Source organism: Vibrio sp. H11, assembly GCF_004804295.1.
In the GTDB taxonomy this organism is placed as follows: domain Bacteria; phylum Pseudomonadota; class Gammaproteobacteria; order Enterobacterales; family Vibrionaceae; genus Vibrio; species Vibrio ostreae.
Genome location: NZ_SSHN01000017.1, coordinates 1 through 18,424, shown reverse-complemented (window position 1 = coordinate 18,424; position 18,424 = coordinate 1). Strand labels below are relative to the sequence as shown.

Below are 18,424 nucleotides of genomic sequence, written 5' to 3'. Positions count from 1 at the left end.
TCAAGATTCAATACAAAAAAAGGTTCAATACAAAAAATTGGGTTGCCAGACGGCAACCCAATACTCCCTGAACCAGACTTGCTTATACTACTTAAGGTTTCGTTTTGTTATCCAGTGGCACCATGATGTGCGCATAGGGTGTGTCCTTCCACATCACATAAGGACCGCCGTTATATGGATCATCACTGATGCCCTCTAACATTGATTTAGGCCCGACGATCATAATGTGGGGGCCTTCTTTAACCCACACACCACCATCATTCGGGTCGGTCGCTGCCGGGCTTGCGTTACTGACCATGGCGTCGCCTTGCATCATGTATGAGAAGCCGATTTTGTCCGTTTCAAACGGTTCTCCTTTCGCCGCAGCCTGTAGCAAAGCGCTCCATACCGGATCATTACACATGGGATGAGTGTCGCCTGCCATCACCGGAATGCCCGGCATACAGTGCCAATGGTTCCCTTCTCTAAGCACGCTGCCATCCGTATCGACAATCGTTGCCATTGAGCTTAAATCACTGTGTGCGGCGCTTTCTGCCCGCTGGATTTTTTCATCCATATCAGCCGACGCAGAGAAAGCAATCACAGCCAGCGCACATGCCGATAACTGAGTTAATCTCATCGGAGTTCCTCCTCACTCGCTTTACATCAATAAACTTAAGCGCTATTGATAAATCTATTGATGGTAATTTCATGAGATTTTGATGAGATGCCGCTAAACCCAGTTCAACGGGCGGAAAACCATGGCTGATGAGCGTTTAGCGAGCCGGCAGCAAGAGCTCCGCTCGCTTCAGAATTGTCTGAATTCTTTACAAAGTGACATCGTATTTATCCATGGCATGAAAGGCGTCGGGAAGACAACGTTACTGACGGAGTTTGCTCGCCACTGCCCTGCCTCCTGCCACGTTATTGACTGCCATACAGAACTGCAAAGCCATAACACGACCAAGACGTTGAAAACTAAACTGGCGGCGTTACTCCGTCAAACCACGCTCAGTTTTGTGCTGATCGTTGATCACATCGATTGTACGCCTGAACTCGAACCCTGGATTAGACAAGCAACTTACCAAGCCGCATTACCGCCGGGGAAGGTAATCATTGCAGGCCGGTCACGACCCGACATGAGCTGGATGACAGCCAAACCGTTCAACTACCATTTTCACAGCCTCACTCTGCAACCACTGACCAGTCGGAATGCCCATCACTACATCACTTCACTAAATGTATCGCAACCGATTGCGGGACACATTCAGCAGTTAGCACACGGCCATCCGGCAGTACTCAATATTCTTTGCGCTAATGCCAGCGTGTTTAACCCTGATAACCCGGCGCCCAACGATTGTTTTGAACTGATTCATCTGCTCATCAACTATTTCTTTCCCAACCGGGAGGATATCGCCATCCTGAAGAATCTGGAGCTATTCACCTTTGTACCGCACATGAGTGAGCCTGGTTTGGCATACATCAGCGAAAACAAACTCGGCCCCTGCGATTATCATCAGTTAAACCGGCACTGGGCTATTGAGCACCATCACGAAGGACTCTCCCTTTCACCGGTTATTGCCCAACTGATTCACTCTCATTTGCAGGCCAGGGATCCGCATCGCTACAAACGCCTGCAGTATCGATCCCGGCTTTGGGTGAAACAAAATAACGCCGCCCCACTCACCTGGTTTATACCGGCTCAGCGGCAACTGCAGTTGGCTGGAAACAAAGTCGATTTAACACCATTAGAAAATGGCGTTCTTGCTGTGTTAATGACTCATCAGGGCAATGTGGTCAGCAGAAAGGCCTTACTGGAACAGGTGTGGGGAATTCATTACGAAGGAGCAAGTAACGTCGTCGACACCATTATCGTTTCACTGCGGCGTAAACTGGCAGCGCAGTCAAAAATGATAGAAACCGTCAGAGGCATCGGTTACCGCCTGAACATCGACTCTGACCTTACTGAAAACTGAATCTCGTTATCACAGCTCCCCCTTCAGTCCTTTTCTTTCATCACTCGGTTATTTAATCAGCAGTTCATTGATTGTCACTCACCGCAAAGGTGTAACATCTGTCACTTGCTAATGTTACAGGTGTTACACCTTTGAGAGTCTAAAAGCATTTATCCTAACTATATATACAATAAGATTATTTCAAAAGAATCGCCTACATATTGTTTCCCGGTCTGTACACAACGTGTCACATCCCAAGTTGTAACGTGGACAAAGCGTCCATTCTCCCTTTTAAGGATTTTCAATCAATTATGATCTGGATCAATATTTGCTCCGTACGAATGAGCAGCTTTTCGGCAGGACTGTATCAAAGCTTTTACCAACCGGTATTTGATTCACTTAGACGTTTTTATCACCTGTCATTAAGGCGTGTAATGAAAACGCGACGCGCTAAGGTCGCGAGAATCTAGGAGATAAGATCATGAAAAGTATAAGTTTAAAAGCATTAGTTCTGGCAGTTGCACTGGTGATTTCTAGTTTCGGAGCCAGTATTGCTGTCGCTCAACCCAATCAATCATCAACCGGACTGCTAAATAGCGTCGTGGTCACCACATCAGATCAAGGCCGTGAAGGTGATGAACCATGTATGGACGAGCCTGTCTGCCGAGGTTGGTAATGAGTTTTAGTGTTCCATCACTTCTGTCAGGGCCGCCACGGCCCTGATTTTTTATATTTAAGTAGTCTGCACTTTAGACAACGCCATTCGCTGACCCACCTTTTTTGTGGTTTGACACACAATTCCTTGAACTGGAAGGCATTTGCGTTATTTGGAAGACAATAATGTCGCATTGAGACAATCACCCACTACTCGTTACTCAGTACGATAACCTCTTCAACCTTTAGGACAGCCTAGTACGCAAGCGGTCACGAATGATGAGTTCCGACCTAACGGTCAATAATGCATGCAGTCTGCTAACACGGCTCAGTACAATGAAGACTAATGTTTCGTATACAATACTTTAAACCAACATAAAAGCCGTCTAATCTGGAGAAAACTCAGCATAAAATCACCAAATTTGACTTACACAACACGATAAGGCTACAATTTCAGCCATGAATTTTCATTTGTGCACTAACTATTTAGTTAATTATATGTAGGTCTTAGCCAAACGGACTGGCTTACCATACATTGAACACAAAACAATTTGAGTTGATCTTTATGGAAGATGCTTTAAAAAAATACAGTATAGAAACCACTGACTATCAGGTCGGTCAGGACAATGTTCAAAAATGGGGCTTTGATGTACATAACCCAGTTTTTGGCATCAGCGCTGGCCTCATTATTGTTTTCCTGGCCACACTATTACTTGTCGGACCGGAAACCGCTAAAGAGTCATTAAACACTTTGAAAAATGGCATCATCGAACAGTTTGATTCGCTGTTTATGTGGGTCGCCAACTTTTTCGTCCTCTTTACCTTCATCATCATGATCTCTCCTTTAGGTAGGATCCGTATCGGCGGCAAAGAAGCAACACCGGATCACTCCCGTGCATCCTGGTTTTCGATGTTATTTGCCGCCGGTATGGGTATCGGTCTGCTGTTCTGGAGTGTGGCTGAGCCAACCGCATATTATACCGACTGGTGGGGTACACCGTTTAATGTGACCCCAAACACCCCGGAAGCAAAATCTCTTGCGATGGGGGCGACCATGTTCCACTGGGGAATTCACGGTTGGGCAATGTATGCGATTGTTGCACTGGCCTTAGCTTTCTTTGCATTTAATAAAGGCTTACCTCTGTCTCTGCGCAGCGTTTTTTATCCGGTACTGGGCGATCGTGCCTGGGGTTGGACAGGGCATGCGATTGATATTATGGCGGTACTGGCAACTCTGTTTGGTCTTGCAACCTCATTAGGCCTGGGGGCTCAGCAGGCCACCAGCGGTATGAACTACGTGTTTGGTACCGATGGCGGGATCGGTATGCAGCTGTCGGTCATCGTGTTCGTCACTTTGATTGCGATTATTTCCGTTATTCGCGGCATCGATGGCGGCGTTAAAGTATTGAGTAACGTCAACATGGTGTTCGCCTTCGCACTGTTGGTATTCATTGTTGCTGTGACCTTCAATCTGACTGTAGAGTCCATTCCTTTCACCTTGAAAGCTTATGTTGAACATATTCTTCCACTGAGCTACCCGTATGGCCGTGATGATGAAGTATGGATGCACGGCTGGACTGTGTTCTACTGGGCGTGGTGGATCTCATGGTCACCATTTGTCGGCATGTTCATCGCCCGCGTTTCTCGCGGTCGTACCGTGCGTGAGTTCCTGTTTGCGGTGATTTTTGTCCCTACTCTGCTGACGCTGCTCTGGATGGCTATTTATGGTGGTATTGCGCTGGATCAGGTCGCTAACAAAGTGGGTGAACTGGGAGCCAATGGTCTGACCGATATCTCGCTGACCTTGTTCCAGGTTTACGAACAACTGCCATATGGTACGGCAATCTCGATTATCTCTGTCGTACTGATCCTGATTTTCTTTATTACCTCATCAGATTCAGGCTCACTGGTCATCGATAGCATTACCGCCGGCGGTAAAATCGATGCCCCGGTACCGCAACGTATTTTCTGGGCGAGCGTCGAAGGCGCAATCGCGGCGGTGATGCTTTGGGTTGGCGGCAAGGAAGCACTGCAAGCATTGCAATCGGGTGTGGTTGCGACTGCTCTGCCGTTCAGTATCGTGCTACTGGTAATGTGTGTAAGCTTAGTGAAGGGACTGCGCTCTGAGTATCATGTCTACGATAGCCAAGCCATTGCGGTTAAATCTTAATACGCGATACCAATGGAAACACACAAACAGATCAAGGTCAGCTTATGCTGGCCTTTTTCATGGAAGCTCGTAGCGGTTACTGAACGCCAGATACAAAAAAACCAGCTTTATGCTGGTCATGTCGTTCTCACAATAAAGAAGAGAATGGAGGCGCGTCCCGGAGTCGAACCGAGGTCCACGGATTTGCAATCCGCTGCATGGCCACTCTGCCAACGCGCCTCAATAGTAGATGGTGATAAGTTGATTGATGGTGCCCCGGGCCGGACTTGAACCGGCACAACTCGAAAGTCGAGGGATTTTAAATCCCTTGTGTCTACCAATTTCACCACCAGGGCAACTCAATCAAGCGATGGTCACACCATCTGTTCTGACGACCTGTGCCGTGAGAACGAGGTGTACTTTAACGGATTGAGTTTTCAGGTCAACAAGAAATTTGATATTTATCAACTGACTGAACAACAAACGTGCCAATGGGATTATTTAACGCACAATATGGATAACAAGACATCGCTTTCTTTACGTCGCCCGGACTCTGAATCAAAACAGTGTCAGAAAATAGCCCCTCTTCACGACAAGCCTTTAGGCGCAGATAACTCATGCTCCTGAGCCAATGATGATATCCACGCATGCACTAAGAACATAGGCTGTACCAAAAACCATACGTGGGCTCCACCAAAAACCAAAAGTGTCCAACTGTAAACTTAACCGTAAGGGGGCTTACACTTGGTTTAGCTTTCCCTTAACCTTATGAATTTCCAATTCATATTCTATTATTTTCAACAATAAATAATGACATATTTGTTAACAATGTGTTCACCCACCTGTATATCTACACCATAAGATTAATAATACTCATTGAAAATCAAAGAGATAACTCTTGGTTCATTTCTTGCTCACAAAGTGTTCAGTTGGCAACTCCCCTATAGACATAAGTGATCAGCAATCACACTGGGCCGTTGCCTTAGGACAAAGGGCATAGGAGTTAGCTTGTCCGGTATCTGCACTGACATTAACGGTCAGACGGAATATCGAACATTCAAAGAGCCCTTTTATCAATTTTCAAATGAGAAAGAAGGTAAATGATGGAACGCTTAATACACAGCCGACTTATCAGAATACTCAGTATTGCGTTGATGAGTACGGCGGCCCTGTATGGGTTAATGAAGTCTGCGCCAGCAAGTGCCGGAGCTTATCCAAATTTGGATGCGGTCGCCTGTATGGCTGATGCATATCTAATGAAACCAGGCAACTCGCTTCCTCAGGATGCACTGAACTGTACCGCGAATGATGTTGAGATAACTCAGGTCACGCCAACAAATCCGAACGAAGAATGTACACCAGGACAAGTATTTTCATTTAATGCAGATGTGACAATTCGTACCAACGCAAATGAGCGTTATGACACCACCTTTTATCTGCCATTAACGGAAGACAGCCCACAGGTTGTTCAGGATGGCGGTGATAACTGTAGTATGATTCTGCCGATACCAGGTGACAGCGGTTATTCTGCTGACGTTGAACTTGATGGCGACGTCTGTGGTGATATCAGTAAAGCCGCGGGCGAAGACACCTACGTACTGGAAAATGAAACAATCACCATGCTCTGTGCGGATGAAGACGGTGATAATCGTGCCGATTTCACCTATTGTGCTGCGTGGGATAACATCGAGCGAGACAACTGTACACTGGCTGAAGACCCATACCCTGGTCAGATTCCAAATACCAAATCTAAATGTAACTGTGATACGTTTAACATCGACGTATTCATCAAACCTACACCACCAGTCATTGTGAAAAGTGAAGGCAACCCAACGACTCGCTCAGAGCCAGGTGGTACATACACATTTAACCTCAGCTTCACCAACCCTAACAGTCAGACATCCCTGTATCTAAGCTCCGTTACAGATGAAATCGATATCAACGGTGATGGCAGCTACGATAAAACGCTGAATTTATGGGGTGCGACATCCTCACCTGGCGGTGACGGTGTCTATCTGACCGAGACGAACTGTACAGTGGGTTCACCTTTGCTAGAAATAGCACCTAGTGGTACCTACAGCTGTCAATTTACAGTCCATATTGTGGATACCGATCTGCCAGATGATCAGAGCCCGGAATTGTACAAAGACGTAGTCAAAGTCACTATGCAAGATAAAAATGGTGATGCGGTGACCAACGGTGAAACCTGTCCTGCGGGGGTTGGGACTTCTGCTGCCGGCGAACATTGTAGTGTGGAGAGAACCGTTCAGGTTACTAATATTCCACCAACGATTACCGTCGTAAAAACAGCGAATACCGACGAGGTTTTGGAACCCGGTGCGAATGTGACTTACACTGTAACCGTCACCAATACCTCCCAAGACTTTGACTCACCAGTACAACTGACTACTCTGACCGACACCATTGGTGCTGTTGTTCAAGACCTCGATGGTATAGGTACTTGTGCCACTGGCGGTTACATAGTTAACGGTGCTATGAATGCTTACACCTGTACTTTCACGCAATATGTGGGAGGAGATCAAGGCGAATCCGTTACTAACGTCGTTAAAGCCGTTGCAATTGACAATGAGAGTGACGAGGCGATGCACTCAGACTCATGGACCGTCTCTATTCGCGACGTCCCATCTGTGGTTGAATTAATCAAAGAGGCCAACCCAACCTCAGTGGATGAGACCGGCGACGATCCTACTGTCTATCGCGACGTAGAATATACCTTTACCTTCAGTGTCAAAACTGTGGATAGCATGGGTAACCCTACGGTTGATGACGTGACTTTTGATAAGTTGGACGATGATAAATTCGGCGATCTGACCAGTCAATGTTCGGCTCTTCCTGTTACACTCAGTCCAGGACAATCCGATAGCTGTACCATTACACTGCAACTGCAAGGTAATGCAGGTGATGAACACGTTAACGTCGCAACCATTTACGGTACAGACGAAGACGGCCTGATGGTATCGGATGATGACGACGCAATGGTTACTTTCTTGGATCTGCCTCTGCAGTTAACCCCAGAGTTTGCCATGAAAGCGACAGCGTTTGTTCGTATTGTAAACGGTAACGTGGACAATATTACCATTATCACTATGAACTTCGATGGTGTACCCGTCCTCGACGGTTCAACCGACGGTTCTAGTTTTGTGATAGAAAATAACGCCGCAATGAGCAGTTATGATGCAGTCGTCGCACCAGACTTCTGTACCACAGGTACAGTACTGATCCCAGGAGACGTGTATGAATGTGCATTTACACTCAAACTACTCCCAGGCTTTGATCCTGCCGATGGAAGTATCAACCTGCTGAACGACCTTGATATTCAGGTCTCTGATGACGAGGGCAACATCGAAAGCAGCTCTGTTGGTATTCAAATCGTAACCAACGAGCCAGCATTAGCTCCATAGTCTGAAATCACGACAAATCGAGCGAGTGCGCTGACATTGACCTGTTAAGACTTTCACAGGAAACAAAAAGGCGATGATACCTATCATCGCCTTTTTCTCATCAATATCATCAATCAATCATTCGACAAACAGGATTAATCCAACCCTGCGATGACATCATTTTTTACCTTTACCACTGTTATTGCTTGGCCCGGAATTACTTGATGTCGAGCTGTCCATCCCTATCGATACCGTAGCAGTCGCGGTTTTCTCACCGTCTGTAATGGTATAAGTGAAACTATCACTGCCCTTAAAGTTCTTCGCTGGTGTATACAGCAGTTGTCCGCTAGCGGTGATGTCAACCGAGCCCTTAGCTCCTTGAGTCACTCCACTGATGCGCAATGTATCACCATCCGGATCACTGTCGTTGCCTAATACGTTAATCAATGTCGGATCTTTAGCTAACAATAATACGCTGTCATATACTGCCACAGGCGCGTTATTGACCGAATTCACAACGACATAACTTAGTGAACTCTTGCTGACAACACTGCTGTCGGTCGCACTTTGCGCAAGTACTGCGATGTTATAAGTTCCATCGGCGGCATGGGTAGCAGAGGTTACCGCGATTTGCATGGTGCTACTCTGGCCTGAAGCCAGTGAAATGATACCATGAGTGCTACTCCATCCCGACGGGACCTGAGCAGACACACTGTAGCTTGTCGCTTCGCAATCGGTACTATTCTGATTAGTTACAGTCACATTGTAAGTCACCGTGCTACCTGCTGTTACCTCGCCACTGACCGATGCAACCGAGATACGTGGTGCAGCTTCTACACACAGAGCTTCGGGCGCTGCGACGATATAACTACTCTCAGCACTACTGTTATAGGCAATATCTGCGGTGTTATACGTATACACATCGACTGGGTAGACACCCTCAGATGCGGTATCCGATGACGTCACGCTCAGATTGACTGAAGCGGACTGGCCCGGAGCAAGTGCTACGCTACGGCTGTCTGCCGTCCACCCATTCGGCACATTTGCAATTACATCTACCGTTGAAGACTCGCAGCTCATGCTGTCTTTGTTCGTTACTGTTGCGGTATAACTCACCGTCGTTCCAGCTGCAACCGCTCCTGTTTGACTGGCAGTCAAAGACAACACTGGATTGCCCGGTACACATTGTTCAACAGGAGCATCAATGGTGAGATTAGCGACTGCGCTCCCTATATCACGACTGTCAGAGCCATTGACGGCAGTAAAGGAAAGACTATAGCTTCCTTCTGCCACCTTATCTGATGGGGTAACATTTAGCGTCACTGTCTCAGTTGCTCCGGCAGCCAGAGAAACAACCGAACTGGTGCTTAGCCAACCATCCGGAACCTCGGCGGACACGTTGTAATTGGTTGCTGCACAACTATCACTATCGTTATTGACGACAGTTACGCTATAACTTGCCGTATCACCTGCCAATACCGAGCTTTGGTTTGCAACGACAGAGACGCCAGGGCTCGATGATGAGCACGTCGCTTGGGTAAAGCTCACGTGCACACTAGCGCCAGTACTATCGGCCCATTCAGTGGTAATTGTGATCCCAGCATCGGAATCAGTAAAACTATTTCCGGTCAAAAGAGCGGCATCATCCAGATCAAACAGGCTACTTTGTGGCGTCATATCCAATAGTTGGCTACCGCGCGTACTTGACTCCGGTGAACGGTGTATCACCACACCATTCGTTACACCCGGCTTAGTACTGAGAAAACTATCAAATCCAATCGCCTGACGATATTCAACGTAATACCATTGCTGCTGACCGGTTTCAGGATCAACTCCACGCGGAATCTTAATTCCTTTAGCAGAATCGCTCAGAGTAGTCTCTAATGGTTCGATAATGTAGCTAGCTTCGGTGTCAGCTTCTACAATGTCACCCGAATCGGTAGACAACCATCCCAATTGTTCTTTGTTAAATGCATTAAAATGACCTTCAACACCGTATGCGCCCATAATGTCCAATGTGTCGCCGTAGGTAATCGCTAAACAGCCCTCTCCTATGATTTCATTTTTACAATCAAGATATTCAGCATGATATAGACCGAAATTATGCCCCAATTCATGACCAATAGTATTCATGGTAAAAGAGCCATTGATATAAGCACGCGTCTGAGTTCCCCCCAGAGTCCCCATTCCGGTCCAGCCACAGCTGCTGTTCTTAGGGAAGATGTAGACTAAACGTTGATAACGACTTACATCGACACCACTATCTTCGGCCATCTGTTTAGCATTGACATAGATATCCCAGGAATCACACGTCGAAGCAATCGGCAACGTATAATACCCGACAACATCCCCGGTTAGCCAAGTGCGACCATCAGAGTTCTCTTTGTAATAGTCACTGACAGGCCCGAAAACCAAATCTTGCGTTTCTTGCGCAGTCCAGGGTTCCTGAATATTGTCCTGGAAGTTAATCAGCATCACCAAAGTACGCTGTTCACCAAAAGTGTTTGTGGATGCGGAACTTCCCGTTGTTGACGTTCCGTCCTGTGCCAACAAAGCTAATGCTTCAGGATCGTTTTCAAGTACCAATGAATTGGTGCTTTCCTCGCTATTATCAAATCTCCAGCCATGGGCACGAACTTTTTCCCCACTAGAAAACGACTGCACTGCTGACTTTTCAGCCATGTGCAACTCAATACGACCATTGGCCGTTTTCAAAATATGACGCAGACGGCTTTTACTGTGATCTTCGTAATCTTCATAGAAAACTTCCAGCTCGCCATCCAGAGTCTTTTTTTGCTCCAGATATTGCGAGACAGCATCAGGCATCTGCTGCCGTTCGGCAGCAGTCAACACCGCGCCGGCCACAGCCGCAGGATCGGATTCCATCAGTTGCTTTAAATAGTCTTCACGCTGTTTAGCCAGGCTAACCATCTGATTGAGCGCCGACTTTTTATCGGCTTTGTCAGCGCTACGGTAAGTGTTCAGCGAATCGACCAATGCCTGAGTTTCAGCTTTTGCTTGCAAGCGATTTTGTTGAGCGATCTGCTGGCCGTAATTCTGACCAGACAAATCTTCATAATGGCTGTGGCTTAAGCCATGATCTTGATGTACCTGAGAAGCGCTGGCGAAGGGAACGATAAACAACAAAGAAAAAGCACCGAGTAACAGTGCGGATGCTTGCTTACTGCTGCGCACAGCGTCATCACGGAAATTAAAATGGAGATTAAACATACTTTTAGTTTCTCAGGATTTAATAATTAATGCCGGATATGAAAGCCTTAGTTCACACAAACACCAAGCCTGTGGACAAGCTAAAAAGCGTCCATATTTCAGCAACGAAATTTAATTTAACATTTTGAATTTAAATACTTTTTAACACTTAACCAGCATACCAAACACAATGAGTCATGCCTGGCACGCAGACATTGAGTTAAGGTAAAACGCATTAGTTTCGGGAAACACAAGAGCGGCATAACAGCAGATACCGTGTGTTTCTAAACAGGGGCGACACAACGAGCACTCTAAAAGTGCTGCGAACTTGCCTCTATGTTCATTGAAATTTATTTATTCTAAATGCATACAAACGCTATAAACGTAAGTACATATATCATCCACATCCCTCTATGCCTGGCTGTTAGTAAATTTTTCATAACTTACTGACTCCAATAAAATATTAAATTAAATTCAACGAAAAACTGTCAAAAACAACTTCCCGCCTTTCCATTTAATATGATTTACTGAGCATGGCATTGATATAAAACAGGTTAAACACTTAACCTCATCAGAGACATTGAATTGCCCCCAACCATACAACCAGCGTTTTAATTCGGAAAGAATACTACCAAACGAACAGATTAAAATTCAACCAAATTTATTCATGAAAATGTCAATAAGGTAAAAAACCACATAAATCATTAAGATAGAACAGATAATAAAATGTTAATTTATGCATTTTATAAAATCATATAAAATTAGAACAACAGCTCGAGTGTTGACCTCTTTTCTTTGTCATCTAAATATTAATAATCATAGAGATGGGGAAATGATGACGTTAATTTGACACAAAAATCTATTCGTCAACTTTATGACTTGTGGATCATCTCATTAACATAAAATAAACATAACCCCGCTTAAAAATAGGTTATTGGTTGCATACTAGCTTAGGTAATTCATCGTCTATGGGTTTTCATACTATTAATTATAAAGCAATATAATAAAGACAGGTGTAAAATGTAATTTAACACAAAGGTGAAAGATTATTTTTAATTCCATCTTAATAACAACCACTAATACTAAAAACAATTAATATATTAAACTAACAGTAGGTAATTAAATTAATATATTTAATAAAGACAAAAAAAAGCAGCCTTGAAAGGCTGCCTTACTCTGGTTTTGTGTTTATTCTTTTTTGGCTGTATCATCCAAGCTATCGAGTAACTCAGCAAATACGGCATACTGCTGCGCCCCGACAACTAACTGAGGTTCTATCAGTTGACCGTTTGCAACTTTACCAATCAGAAAGCTTGGCGTTCCTCGTACCCCCAATGAACTCCCCAGTGCCATATCCTGCTCTACTTTTTTCATTACCTCTTGATCAGAAAGGCAATTATCAAATTTCTCCTTATCCAGCTCTAACTCAGAAGCAGACTGTTGATACAGATCATTCCCCAACTGCTTAACATTATTGAACAACAAAGCACGCATTGGCCAGTAAGCATCCTGCTGGAAACTACACAATGCAGCAACCGCTGCCCCCTTAGCCTGAGGGTGGAAACTCAAAGGGAAATCACGGGCAATATACTTGACTTTACCGGTATCAATATAATTTGTTTTTAACTGACCAAAGGTATTGTCAGAGAAACGCTTACAGTATGGGCATTGAAAATCGGAGAACTCAACGATCGCAATTTTAGCGTCACTGCTACCTAAACTCGGAGTTTTCTCATCTGAAAAAACATTATCTTGATTGGGTAGAGTTTGATATTTAGGCTTAAATACCACCTTATCTATTTTCTCTACATTGTCAGTTATCTTTTTCACATCTTCTGTTAACTGCGTTATTTGCTGTTTTAGCTGCTCCATCTCCGATTTCATCTGCTCGTCTTGCTTTGGCTGACAGCCGAAGACAAACAGTAACACGGATAAAGAAGCAAAAAATTTTATGCTATGCCGTACCATTTTTAGTCCCCCACTATTAAACATAGTGAATATGATGTGCCGATACTTCTGTCGGTTATAACCTGTACCTGGAAAAAATTAAGCGTGAAATGCTATAAAACTTGCGCTGACTTTCTATACTTCATATCAACATTAGTCTGTAAAACTTAGTGCATTCGTTACTTTTATGATGCTATTTAGTAACTTAACTTAATTTTAAGTTATTGTTTGCTAGACACTTATTTAAAACAACAACAAGAGTATTGTTAAGCATAGGCTATTAGTCAATTTTGAGAGTTAACTGTCGGGGTTATAGTTGCATAAATAATATGAATTTAATTTAATAGATTACTTCTTCACTCTGCATGCGTACTAATCCGAATCTGTGCAGCAATATCAAAAATGATGTAATTCAATAATTCAACAAAGTAGAGAAGAGTAAAAAGATGATTTAAATAAAAACTTTATGCCGCAACTGAAGTGAGACTATTTACAGGTAGTCCACCCGGTCGTAGTCTAAATAAGCACTCTTTTGAATATAGGTTCTGGACTGGTATCCTCATCCAATTGATAAATAGTAAATATCGGATACCACCAGGACTCTCCATCACATTACACAGGATTTGACTCATTATGGCTCAGCAACATGTCTGCTATTCTTTTACTCAACAACAAAGTGGTATTGAAGTGAATATGACCGTACTGCACGTCGGTCGAGACTTAATGGTCGCGATATACGGTGGTGATCAAGCGCACATTGGTGCGACGGCGCTGGCTCAGCCCAGAGCCAGCCTTGAGGATCCAAAAAAAGTCAGCGCATCGACATCAGTGATATGTGTACAGGGACACAAAGAAGAACTGCTGGCGCATCATGTCGCACAGTCACTGGCTTCAAAGTTAAATTGTGTCGTCAGCGTCAGTTGCGGGATTCATATTAATAACGCTGGTAAAGAGCATATTCGCGTTATCCAGTCTCTGGTTGAAGAACTACTGAATGATTTTATTGATTCGATTTAAGTGGTGAGCTTTGCTCTGTCATACATTTCATCAAACGGATAAACTCTTGTTGATCTTCAGTCGGCATGCGTGACAGAAAGTGGTCGTCGACCTGGCTCGCACTTGCTTTTGCCTGCTCGAATACCGCCATGCCCTGTTCAGTCAAATAGACAAAGCGGCGTCTTTTGTCGATTTCTCCCTGCTTACGAAAGATCAGCTCGCGCTTTTCGAGGCGAGCCAAAATTTCTGCCAGCGTAGCCTTGGTCGATACCGACGGCTCCATCAGCTCAGACTGTTCAATCCCAGGTTTTTCTGCAACAGCAAACATCACTGCGTATTGTGGCTTGGTAAGGCCTTCGACAGCACTCTGCCAGCTGGCCGTATGCTCTTGCATGAGTTTTCGCATCAGATGGAAGGCAATATGACCTAATTTGGATTGCATAAATTTCTCAATTCTTATTCAGATATTACAGTGCCATTATACCATAACTTACAAAAAACTATTTTTTACCAATTTTCAGCAACATATAAAAACCAAAAAGTTCGTACACGAACTTTTTATTGTTCTGCTATTGCATTCCATCTCCCAAAGGCATAGATTAACCATATCGTTCGTACACGAACAAAATATTTGAGAGACCATTTATGAAACTGATCGTTGGAATCACGGGCGCGACAGGCGCTCCTTTAGCCGTCACACTTTTACAAGCCTTGCAACAAATACCGGACGTAGAAACTCACTTAGTGATGTCACGTTGGGCCAAGGCCACGATCGAGTTAGAAACTGCATACACTGCCCGCGATATCAGTGCATTAGCTGACGTCACTTACAGTTCATCAGACCAAGCAGCGAAGATTTCATCCGGATCATTTAAGACCGACGGCATGATCATTATTCCTTGCAGTATGAAAACCCTGGCCGGTATTCGCGCCGGTTACTCAGAAGGACTGGTTGGCCGCGCCGCCGATGTGGTGATCAAGGAGAACCGCAAACTGGTGCTGGTGCCTCGTGAAACCCCGCTTAGCACAATTCATCTGGAAAACATGCTGGCTCTGGCACAAAAAGGGGTCTCTTTCGTGCCGCCAATGCCTGCCTGGTACAACCATCCGAAAAGTATTGAAGATGTGCAGCATCATATCGTCACCCGAGTGCTCGACCAGTTTGATCTCGATTACCCCCAAGCTAAACGCTGGGAAGGCATCGCACACGCACAAAATTTAGACTAATACACCGCTAAGGAGAAAGACTATGGCATACGATGATTTACGCAGTTTTCTGCAATCATTAGAAGCACATGGACAGCTATTAAGAATCTCTGAACAAGTAAAAGCCGAACCGGACATCGCCGCAGCAGCAAATGCCACTGGCCGTATCGGTGACGGCGCCCCGGCTTTGTGGTTCGACAATATCGAAGGTTTTACCGATGCTCGTGTCGTAATGAACACCATTGGCTCATGGCAGAACCACGCCATTTCAATGAATCTGCCACCAAAAACACCGGTCAGTGAGCAGATCGCCGAATTTGTCCGTCGCTGGGATAAATTCCCTGTCGCACCGGAACGTCGTGACAACCCGCCATGGGCAGAAAATAGCGTTGACGGTGATGATATCAATCTGTTTGATATTCTGCCGCTGTTCCGCCTCAATGATGGCGACGGTGGTTTCTACCTGGATAAAGCCTGCACCGTTTCGCGCGATCCGACTGACCCGGATAATTTCGGTAAGCAGAATGTCGGTATCTACCGCATGGAAGTAAAAGGCAAGCGTAAACTTGGCCTGCAACCTGTGCCTATGCACGATATTGCGATTCACCTAAACAAAGCCGAAGAGCGCGGTCAGGATCTGCCGGTGGCGATCACCCTGGGTAACGACCCGATGATCACTCTGATGGGTGCGACGCCGCTGCAATACGATCAGTCCGAATATGAAATGGCCGGCGCACTGCGTGAGAAGCCTTATCCGATCGCTACCGCGCCGCTGACCGGCTTTGATGTGCCCTGGGGCTCAGAAGTGGTGCTGGAAGGTGTGATCGAAAGTCGTGTCCGTGAAATTGAAGGCCCGTTTGGTGAGTTTACCGGTCACTACTCCGGCGGTCGTAACATGACGGTTGTGCGTATCGATAAAGTGTCGTACCGCACTAAGCCCATCTTCGAGTCGCTGTACCTGGGTATGCCATGGACAGAAATCGACTACCTGATGGGGCCGGCAACTTGTGTACCTTTATATCAACAGCTCAAAGCTGAATTCCCTGAAGTACAAGCTGTGAATGCGATGTACACCCACGGTCTGCTGGCCATTATCTCAACCAAGAAACGCTATGGCGGCTTCGCCCGGGCGGTCGGACTGCGAGCGATGACCACGCCGCATGGCTTGGGCTACGTGAAAATGGTGATCATGGTCGATGAAGATGTGGACCCGTTCGATCTGCAACAAGTGATGTGGGCGATGTCGTCCAAAGTGAACCCGGCTGGCGATCTGGTGCAGTTACCAAACATGTCAGTGCTGGAGCTAGACCCGGGCTCATCACCCGCCGGTATCACCGACAAAATGATCATTGATGCCACCACCCCTGTCGCGCCGGATACCCGTGGCCATTACAGCCAGCCGGTGAAAGACCTGCCGGAAACTAAAGAGTGGATCAATAAACTGACTGAAATGCTGGCACAACAGAAACAGGAGCATAAATAATGGTATGTCCTCGCTGTGGTGAAGACCACGTTGAAATACTTGCAAAATCACCCGTCCCTGATGTTTGGGAAGTGTTCCAGTGTCAACGCTGCCTGTATACCTGGCGTTCCACAGAGCCCGCTCGTCGTACTGACCCGGCTCTCTACCCGGAAGAGTTTAAAATGACTCAGACGGACATTGATAATGCGCCTATGGTGCCATCGATTCCGCCGCTGCTACCTGAATCTGAGCGTTGATTCGGTCATTAAGAGCGATTATCCTAACTGTCCTTTATGCCAGTCTGTACAGACTGGCATTTTCAATTCGGCATTCCAGGCTTATCTGACTACCCTTTATCTAGCGACTTTTTTGCCTGTATTTCCCATCGTATTCGCCTGTCATGCAAATGATGGCAAAAGTGAGGTCTTATGACATCAACGACTGAGCAGGTTGTGTTACTTGACAGTAATTATCAACCCATTGGCACGGCCGACAAAGCCGGCATCCACGATGAAAACACGCCACTGCACCTGGCGTTTTCCTGTTATTTGTTTAATGACCAAGGTCAGGTTCTGCTGACTCGCCGTTCACTCGATAAAGTGGCCTGGCCCGGGGTCTGGACCAACTCATTTTGTGGTCACCCGCTGCCGGACGAAGTATTCAGTGACGCACTGCATCGCCGTGCCGAGTATGAGCTCGGGGCCAAAATAGCTGACATTCGCAGCGTCTGTGAAGATTTTCAGTACTACGCCAAAGACAGCAGTGGCGTGGTCGAAAATGAATTTTGCCCTGTATTTCAGGCACGTTTAACCTCAGAGCTGGCACCAAGAGCCAGTGAAGTCGCCGATTACGCCTGGATCGACTTTGATGACTTGCTGCAAAGCGTGCAAACAGCGCCGTTTGCTTTCAGCCCATGGATGCGTGAGCAGCTCAGCCATCGTGATTTGGTCGCCCATCTCAAACAAGGTTTGATGGCCTGAACGCAAACAGCCCGCATCGCGGGCTGTGTGTACATATCACCAAACCCATCGGTATGGCGTTATACGTCGTATGTGGTTGACGCTGTGTCACCACCAATACCGGTCCAGTTGGTGTGGAAAAACTCACCGCGTGCACGGTCAGTACGCTCATAAGTGTGCGCACCGAAGTAGTCACGTTGCGCCTGCAGCAGGTTCGCTGGCAGACGAGCCGTGGTGTAGCCGTCCAGGAACGTCAGCGCTGAAGTAGTACATGGCATCGGGATGCCAGCTTCCAGCGATTTCGCTGCCACTTTACGCCATGCTGCCAGACTGCCGGTCAGGATGTTTTTGAAGTAGTCATCTGAGCCCAGGAAAGCCAGCTGCGCATTGTTTTCGTAAGCGTCACGGATGTTGCCCAGGAACGCAGAGCGGATGATACAACCGCCACGCCACATCAGAGCGACGTTACCGTAGTTCAGATCCCAGCCGTTTTCGTTTGACGCTTC

General features: G+C 46.1%; 13 protein-coding genes, 2 tRNA genes and 1 pseudogene. 9 read left to right on the top strand and 7 right to left on the bottom strand.

Going from position 1 to position 18,424, the window contains the following annotated elements:
• Nucleotides 1–91: 91 nt before the first annotated feature.
• A complete protein-coding gene (locus tag E6C74_RS19140) occupies nucleotides 92–619 on the bottom strand; it encodes a hypothetical protein (protein WP_136487647.1) in 528 nt (175 codons plus the stop codon).
• A gap of 121 nt (nucleotides 620–740) precedes the next feature.
• Here E6C74_RS19140 and E6C74_RS19135 point away from each other — a divergent pair, with 121 nt between their 5' ends.
• From E6C74_RS19135 to E6C74_RS19125, 3 genes are all read left to right on the top strand, one after another.
• Nucleotides 741–1,955 carry a winged helix-turn-helix domain-containing protein gene (locus E6C74_RS19135; protein ID WP_136487646.1) on the top strand — a complete coding sequence of 405 codons (1,215 nt, stop codon included), beginning with the start codon at nucleotides 741–743 and terminating at the stop codon, nucleotides 1,953–1,955.
• Nucleotides 1,956–2,415: 460 nt separating this feature from the next.
• Nucleotides 2,416–2,610 carry a hypothetical protein gene (locus E6C74_RS19130; RefSeq protein ID WP_136487645.1) on the top strand — a complete coding sequence of 65 codons (195 nt, stop codon included), beginning with the start codon at nucleotides 2,416–2,418 and terminating at the stop codon, nucleotides 2,608–2,610.
• A gap of 543 nt (nucleotides 2,611–3,153) precedes the next feature.
• Nucleotides 3,154–4,758, top strand: a complete 1,605-nt coding sequence (locus E6C74_RS19125; RefSeq protein ID WP_136487644.1) for a BCCT family transporter — start codon at nucleotides 3,154–3,156, stop codon at nucleotides 4,756–4,758.
• A gap of 145 nt (nucleotides 4,759–4,903) precedes the next feature.
• Here the strand turns inward: E6C74_RS19125 and E6C74_RS19120 are convergent.
• Both E6C74_RS19120 and E6C74_RS19115 read right to left on the bottom strand, forming a co-directional pair.
• Nucleotides 4,904–4,977, bottom strand: a tRNA-Cys gene (locus E6C74_RS19120).
• A 29-nt stretch (nucleotides 4,978–5,006) separates the two neighbouring features.
• Nucleotides 5,007–5,093, bottom strand: a tRNA-Leu gene (locus E6C74_RS19115).
• A gap of 744 nt (nucleotides 5,094–5,837) precedes the next feature.
• On the opposite strand from E6C74_RS19115, the gene E6C74_RS19105 reads away from it, so the two are divergent.
• A complete protein-coding gene (locus tag E6C74_RS19105) occupies nucleotides 5,838–8,159 on the top strand; it encodes a hypothetical protein (RefSeq protein ID WP_136487642.1) in 2,322 nt (773 codons plus the stop codon).
• Between the two features lie 156 nt (nucleotides 8,160–8,315).
• On the opposite strand, the gene E6C74_RS19100 is transcribed toward E6C74_RS19105, so the two are convergent.
• Together E6C74_RS19100 and E6C74_RS19095 are read right to left on the bottom strand one after the other, a co-directional pair.
• Nucleotides 8,316–11,369 (bottom strand): NEW3 domain-containing protein, encoded by a 3,054-nt coding sequence (locus E6C74_RS19100; protein ID WP_136487641.1) that lies wholly within the window; start codon nucleotides 11,367–11,369, stop codon nucleotides 8,316–8,318.
• A 1,167-nt stretch (nucleotides 11,370–12,536) separates the two neighbouring features.
• Complete coding sequence (locus E6C74_RS19095; RefSeq protein ID WP_136487640.1) at nucleotides 12,537–13,316, bottom strand: DsbA family protein; 780 nt, start codon at nucleotides 13,314–13,316, stop codon at nucleotides 12,537–12,539.
• Between the two features lie 612 nt (nucleotides 13,317–13,928).
• Between E6C74_RS19095 and E6C74_RS19090 the strand changes: the two genes are divergently transcribed.
• Nucleotides 13,929–14,312 (top strand): hypothetical protein, encoded by a 384-nt coding sequence (locus E6C74_RS19090; RefSeq protein WP_136487639.1) that lies wholly within the window; start codon nucleotides 13,929–13,931, stop codon nucleotides 14,310–14,312.
• Here the strand turns inward: E6C74_RS19090 and E6C74_RS19085 are convergent.
• Nucleotides 14,296–14,733, bottom strand: coding sequence for a MarR family transcriptional regulator (locus E6C74_RS19085; protein ID WP_136487638.1), 438 nt, complete (start codon nucleotides 14,731–14,733; stop codon nucleotides 14,296–14,298). The genes E6C74_RS19090 and E6C74_RS19085 overlap by 17 nt on opposite strands.
• Nucleotides 14,734–14,936: 203 nt before the next feature.
• Here E6C74_RS19085 and E6C74_RS19080 point away from each other — a divergent pair, with 203 nt between their 5' ends.
• From E6C74_RS19080 to idi, 4 genes are all read left to right on the top strand, one after another.
• On the top strand, nucleotides 14,937–15,518 hold the full coding sequence (locus tag E6C74_RS19080; RefSeq protein WP_136487637.1) for a non-oxidative hydroxyarylic acid decarboxylases subunit B: 582 nt from the start codon (nucleotides 14,937–14,939) through the stop codon (nucleotides 15,516–15,518).
• Nucleotides 15,519–15,540: 22 nt separating this feature from the next.
• Nucleotides 15,541–16,980, top strand: a complete 1,440-nt coding sequence (locus E6C74_RS19075) for a non-oxidative hydroxyarylic acid decarboxylases subunit C (RefSeq protein WP_136487636.1) — start codon at nucleotides 15,541–15,543, stop codon at nucleotides 16,978–16,980.
• Nucleotides 16,980–17,216, top strand: a complete 237-nt coding sequence (locus tag E6C74_RS19070; protein WP_136487635.1) for a non-oxidative hydroxyarylic acid decarboxylases subunit D — start codon at nucleotides 16,980–16,982, stop codon at nucleotides 17,214–17,216. Before E6C74_RS19075 ends, E6C74_RS19070 begins: the two co-directional genes overlap by 1 nt.
• A 171-nt stretch (nucleotides 17,217–17,387) precedes the next feature.
• Complete coding sequence (gene idi, locus E6C74_RS19065) at nucleotides 17,388–17,939, top strand: isopentenyl-diphosphate Delta-isomerase (protein ID WP_136487634.1); 552 nt, start codon at nucleotides 17,388–17,390, stop codon at nucleotides 17,937–17,939.
• A gap of 59 nt (nucleotides 17,940–17,998) precedes the next feature.
• Here idi and E6C74_RS19060 read toward each other — a convergent pair.
• Nucleotides 17,999–18,424: pseudogene (locus E6C74_RS19060) on the bottom strand (NADP-dependent phosphogluconate dehydrogenase); the annotation flags it as partial.

Coding starts and splice junctions, on each gene's coding strand:
- E6C74_RS19070 (WP_136487635.1), top strand. CDS start 16,980: ATGGTATGTCCTCGCTGTGGTGAAGACCACGTTGAAATACTTGCAAAA.
- idi (WP_136487634.1), top strand. CDS start 17,388: ATGACATCAACGACTGAGCAGGTTGTGTTACTTGACAGTAATTATCAA.
- E6C74_RS19135 (WP_136487646.1), top strand. CDS start 741: ATGGCTGATGAGCGTTTAGCGAGCCGGCAGCAAGAGCTCCGCTCGCTT.
- E6C74_RS19075 (WP_136487636.1), top strand. CDS start 15,541: ATGGCATACGATGATTTACGCAGTTTTCTGCAATCATTAGAAGCACAT.
- E6C74_RS19105 (WP_136487642.1), top strand. CDS start 5,838: ATGATGGAACGCTTAATACACAGCCGACTTATCAGAATACTCAGTATT.
- E6C74_RS19085 (WP_136487638.1), bottom strand. CDS start 14,733: ATGCAATCCAAATTAGGTCATATTGCCTTCCATCTGATGCGAAAACTC.
- E6C74_RS19080 (WP_136487637.1), top strand. CDS start 14,937: ATGAAACTGATCGTTGGAATCACGGGCGCGACAGGCGCTCCTTTAGCC.
- E6C74_RS19095 (WP_136487640.1), bottom strand. CDS start 13,316: ATGGTACGGCATAGCATAAAATTTTTTGCTTCTTTATCCGTGTTACTG.
- E6C74_RS19090 (WP_136487639.1), top strand. CDS start 13,929: ATGGCTCAGCAACATGTCTGCTATTCTTTTACTCAACAACAAAGTGGT.
- E6C74_RS19140 (WP_136487647.1), bottom strand. CDS start 619: ATGAGATTAACTCAGTTATCGGCATGTGCGCTGGCTGTGATTGCTTTC.
- E6C74_RS19100 (WP_136487641.1), bottom strand. CDS start 11,369: ATGTTTAATCTCCATTTTAATTTCCGTGATGACGCTGTGCGCAGCAGT.
- E6C74_RS19125 (WP_136487644.1), top strand. CDS start 3,154: ATGGAAGATGCTTTAAAAAAATACAGTATAGAAACCACTGACTATCAG.
- E6C74_RS19130 (WP_136487645.1), top strand. CDS start 2,416: ATGAAAAGTATAAGTTTAAAAGCATTAGTTCTGGCAGTTGCACTGGTG.